3 protein-coding genes are annotated in these 5,008 nt (G+C 67.1%); all 3 read left to right on the plus strand.

Features of this window, described 5'->3' with window-relative positions; all coding sequences use genetic code 11:
* Nucleotides 1-155 precede the first annotated feature (155 nt).
* From ACFWZ5_RS44450 to ACFWZ5_RS44460, 3 genes are read left to right on the plus strand one after another with little or no spacing between them, the layout of a single operon-like run.
* Nucleotides 156-1,646, plus strand: coding sequence for an SCO6880 family protein (locus tag ACFWZ5_RS44450; protein WP_384892807.1), 1,491 nt, complete (start codon nucleotides 156-158; stop codon nucleotides 1,644-1,646).
* Nucleotides 1,647-1,651: 5 nt separating this feature from the next.
* Entirely contained in the window at nucleotides 1,652-3,010 is a 1,359-nt protein-coding gene (locus ACFWZ5_RS44455) for an ATP/GTP-binding protein (protein WP_384892810.1), read from the plus strand.
* Between the two features lie 49 nt (nucleotides 3,011-3,059).
* Complete coding sequence (locus ACFWZ5_RS44460) at nucleotides 3,060-4,907, plus strand: type IV secretory system conjugative DNA transfer family protein (protein WP_384892813.1); 1,848 nt, start codon at nucleotides 3,060-3,062, stop codon at nucleotides 4,905-4,907.
* The last annotated feature ends 101 nt before the right edge of the window (nucleotides 4,908-5,008 follow it).

The raw sequence follows: 5,008 nt of genomic DNA on the forward strand, positions 1-5,008 counted from the left end.
CCCTCGAGCTCGCCTGTGGGAGCGCCTGCCGCCCCTGCTGCGATGCCTCCGAGGCCTTTCGGCCCCTCGACGGCCCCGGCGGCGCCCCCCACACCTGCCGCACCGGCGCCTCCGCCGCCCGAACCCGAACCCTCCACCCCTGGACAGGAGTAGTCGTGCCTCGGTCCTTTGTCTTCCCCCGTCCCCGGCCCCGCGGTCTGCTCGGCCGGCGTTTCGACGGTGACGAGCAGCTCGTGCTCGGCAGCGGAGCGGCGCTGTCGCTGCTGTCGCTCGCGGTGGTCCCCGGTGTGCTGCTGAAAGTGGCGGCGTTCGTGCTGGTGCTGGCCGTGAGTGCCGGGGTGGTGCTGCTGCCGTACAAGGGGCGCACCTATCTGCGCTGGTGGGAGATACGGCGCTCCTACCGCCGGCTCCTGGGCAACGGTGAGCTGCTGTACCGGTCGAGGGTGCCGATGGCGGGGCGGATGCTGACAGGGCGCCCCGTTCCGGTGGAAGCACCGGTGGGGGTTCCGCCGCGGATGGAGTGGTTCCGGGCGCGCACGGCCTACGGAGACGTGGCCGTGCTCCTGCAGCCCAGCGAGGGCCTGTTCACCGCCGTCATCGAGGTCGAGGGCCAGAAGAACTTCGGCGGCCTGGACGAGGACGACAAGGAGGCACTGGTCGGGGCCTGGGAAACCTGGCTGCGGCAGACCTCGGACACGGGCGGCCGCATCAGCCGGCTGCAGTGGATCGCACGGATCGTTCCGGTCGACCCCAACGCACACGCTCGCGACGCGCAGGCCCGCCGGGACCCGAAGGCACCGGGGTGGCTGCACAACTCCTACGAGCAGCTGCTCGAGCGCGTCGCGATCAGCGCGGAGGACCGGCGGCTGTTCCTGGTCCTGGGCATCCGCTACAGCCAGGAGCTGGTTGTCGAAGCCCTCAAGTACGGGTCCCTGTTCGAGGGGTATGGCGTCGTCCTGGGCAAGGAGGTCGAGAGCTTCATCAGGACGCTGGGGACGGCCCAGCTGCGCTGGGTGCGCAGCCTGGACGAGGCCGCGCTGGCGTCCTTCGTCCACCACTGCTACGCCCCCGATCACTGGCTCGACGACGTGCGGGGCATGGACCAGGCCACCTGCTGGCCCGCGGAGATGGACGGGCGCGAGGACAGCGTCATGATCTCGCGGGGATGGGAGACCAGCCGGTCGTGGATGCACAGCACCGGCTGGATCAAGCAGTTCCCCATCCGGCCCGTCGCCCTCAACTTCCTTGCCCCGCTGCTGCTGTACACGCCCGGGGTGATCCTCAGCGTCGCCGTGACCATGGATCTGATCCCCTCTGACCGTGCCATGCAGGACGCCATCGCCGATGCCACCAATGAGCTGGGGCAGGCCGACACCAAGCCAGGGAAGATCACCGACCCCAGGGAGCGCCAGGAGCAGCGCGCGGCGACGTCGACGATGGAGGAGATTGCTTCCGGCGCCGCGGGCGTACGGCTGACGGGCTGGGTGACGGTCTCCGCCCAGGACCGTGACGCACTGGAACAGAGCAAGGGCATCGTCCGCGGCGCGTCGGCCAAGAGCCAGCTCGCCGTGGAGTGGTGCGACAGGGAGCACTACCGGGCCTTTACCAACACGTTGCCGCTCGCCTGCGGTCTGCTGGGGAGCTGAGCGCCGTGCTGGAGCTGTTGCGCCCGCAGTCCCAGACCCGCCGCCGCCCGTTGCGCACCAGCACGTCCCAGGCCTGCGGGCTGTACCCGGCGGTCGGCTCACCGAGCTGGGATCCGCGGGGCGTCATCATCGGCCGCGAGATCTACAGCGGCAAGGCCTTCATCTACGACCCGTTCGTGCTGTACAACCCCGATTCGCGCGAGCGTCTGCCCAGCGGGCACGGGATGATCCTGGGCAAGTCCGGTTCCGGGAAATCCTCGCTCTGGAAATGCTATGTGCTGCGCCAACTGCGTTTCCGGGAACGCACGTTCGCCGTCCTGGACGCTCAGGGCGAGGACGGTGTCGGCGAGTGGGACGCCATTGCCCGGGCCCTGGGCGTCAGACCCATCAGGCTGGTGTACGGCGGTGACGGCGACGGGGTGCGCCTGAATCCGATGGATGCGCGGATTCCGGGAAAGCATCAGTTCGCCATTCTCTGCAGCATGGTCGAGATCATCAGCGGGGCCCTCACCTCGGAGACACGGTTCGTATTGTCCGTGGCCCACCGCACCGCGCTGGAGCGCGCGGCCGGAGAGGGCAGAGTCGCGGTCTTGAGCGATATCCATGATGCCCTGACCCGTCCTGGCCCGGGCATGCTCGGCAAACGCGAAGTCAGTGAAGAACAGATGGTGGCCTGGGGGCAGTCGGCTTCCCTGGCTATGGACCAGCTGTGTTCAGACGACCGTGACCTGGCGGGGCTGTTCGACGGTCCCACGACCGAGGGCATCGATCTCGACGCCAAACTGATCGTCTTCGATCTGACTGCCCTTCCCCGGGAGGGCCACGCCATGCCCTTGCTGATGAGTGTCATCGGGCCATGGCTGCGCTGGGGATGGATCCGTCCCGGGGATTCCGTGAAACGCACCCTCATCGTCGAGGAAGCCTGGCACATCCTCACGCACCGGCCGGTCGCGAGACTGTTTGAGGAATTCATCAGATACGGGCGCCGCTTGGGGCTTTCCTTCTGGGCCATCCTCCACCATCTCGCAGACCTTCGCATCGCCGAGGCTCCGGAAGCCGAAGCCATCCTGAAACTGACGGCCACCCGCGTGATCTACCACATGGACCGGCACGAGGCCGACATCACGGCCGCATATCTGCAGCTGCCGAGCTGGGCACGCGATGCCATCACCGACGGCGCAAGCAGCTGTGCGCCGGGAAGGGCCGTATGGCAGGTCGGTCAGCGGGTCCAGTTGGTGGAGCATATCCGCAGCCGCACGGAAATACCTCTGACGAACACCAACGCCAAGATGACCGAGAAAGTCCGGGCACTGCCGGTCTCTGCGCCGTTGATTCCCATGAGCTCGCGGGTGAGTCAGCGGTGACCGGAATGCGACAACCCGCCGGGCGGTGCCTTTCATGCGAGGAGCCGGGATGGCGAAGGTAGTCTCCCCGCACTCGGCCAAGGGGCTGCATCTGTACCGGGACGTGTGGTGGATCGCGTCGCTGGGGGCGTGCATGGTGGGCACGCTGTGGGTCTGGCTGGCCGCAGTTGCCTCGGGGCTGGTCAGCCATGGCACGCCCGCCTCCGTGTCCTGGTCCCAGACCGCGGCCGGCCTGACGGGGCTGCTCTCCCGTCCGGGGAGTCCGGCTGCGGCCTTCGGGGATGGTTCCGGCGTCGGGGGGCCGGTGCCCTTCTACGGGCTGGTCCTGCTCCAGGCCGGGGGGTCCGTCTGGGGTGTGCGGGCAGGCTGGGTCCGCTGGCAGAGGTCGCACGACGAAGGCACCGACGGCCTGGCCACGAAACGGCAGCTCGAGGACGCCATGGGCAAGGCCAAAGCGCTCTCTCGTCTGCCGGCGCTGCGGCCCAGCCTCGCCGCGCCGTCGAGCGCGCCTGGCGCAGGCGGACCCCTGTGGCTGCGCAAGAGCCCAACCTCGCCTGCAGCCACCGAGATTCCCGTCACGGAAGTCGCGGTGTTCGCCGGCACCGCGGTCCCCGCGGAGGTTGACCTCTACGTACCGTTCGAAGAGACCATCCTTGTCATCGCGCCGCCACGAGAGGGCAAGACATCCCAGCTCATCATTCCCTGGGTCCTTGACTTTCCCGGCCCCGTGTTCGCCACCTCGTCCAAGGTTGACGTCCTGCATGCCACTGCCAAAACGCGGGCCAAGCTCGGCCCCGTGATGGTTCTCGATCCCACGGCATTGTCGGGATGGCCAATCCAGCTTCAGTGGTCGCTGTGCGACGGCTGCGAGGACTTCACCGTGGCACGCAAGCGTGCCGAGACCTTGGCCGTCACGACCAAGAGCGAAGAGGGCACACGCAACGGCGGCTACTTCGTCCTCAATGCGAAAATGTTGATCACCTGCTGGCTTCATGCTGCCGCGCTGGACCAGAGACCCGCAATGGACATCATGCGATGGGCCACCTCCCCCAGCGAACGCGACGCCGTAACCATTCTTGCCAAACACGGGCGCCTCGAACTCTCCCGTGCCCTCGCAGCACAGCACGCGGCTGCACCAGAAGAGCGCAGTGCTTCATGGCGCACGGCCGAGCAGGCCTTCCTGGCCCTCTACGACACCAACGTCGCCGCCATATTCGGCGGTCCGGCCACCGCTGCGAACAACTTCAGCATCGAGTCGTGGCTCACCACCGGAGGCACGGTCTTCCTCGTCGGCGAGGAAGAAGAAGGATCAGCCCTGGCACCGATCATGGCAGCCTTCGCCCGCGCCATCCTGGACACCGGAAAGCGCCTTGCCGCACGCAAACCCAACGGGCGGCTCGATCCACCGCTCGGCATTCTCGGTGACGAAATAGCAAATGTCGCCCCGCTCCCCCAGATCCCCACCCTCATGTCCGTATCAGGAAGCCAGAACATCTTCTTCGTCGCCGTCCTGCAGAATCTGGCACAGGCACAAGACCGCTGGGGAGAGATCGGCGTCAGGAAGATGTTCGCCGCAGCCACTGTAAAAATCATCCTCGGCGGCATCAGCGACGAACAAGAACTCAAAACCTACTCCACGCTTGCCGGTGAATTCGAGGAGGACACCGAATCGGTGAACGACGACGGCGAACGCTCTTCCGTCTCGGTATCCACCCGCCGCCGTGCAGTCCTTGAGCCCGGAGACATACGCATGATCAAAGAGCGTGAAGGGCTCGTCGTCCATCGGCGTACACCCGTGACCCGGGCACGCTTCACCCGCATCCACGAAGGCCCGCGTGCCGGGGAGATAGCAGACGCCACCCGGGAAGCACTGCGGCAGGTGAACACGGATGCCTGATCCCCTGGATCCGCTCTTCAAGGCCTTGGAGGCCTTCAACGAAGAACTCGCGGGACTCAGCATGCGCCTGGCCCGGCTCGAGGACCAGATGTCGATGGGCG

The sequence above is a fragment of the Streptomyces sp. NPDC059003 genome (assembly GCF_042740445.1).
Taxonomy (GTDB): domain Bacteria; phylum Actinomycetota; class Actinomycetes; order Streptomycetales; family Streptomycetaceae; genus Streptomyces.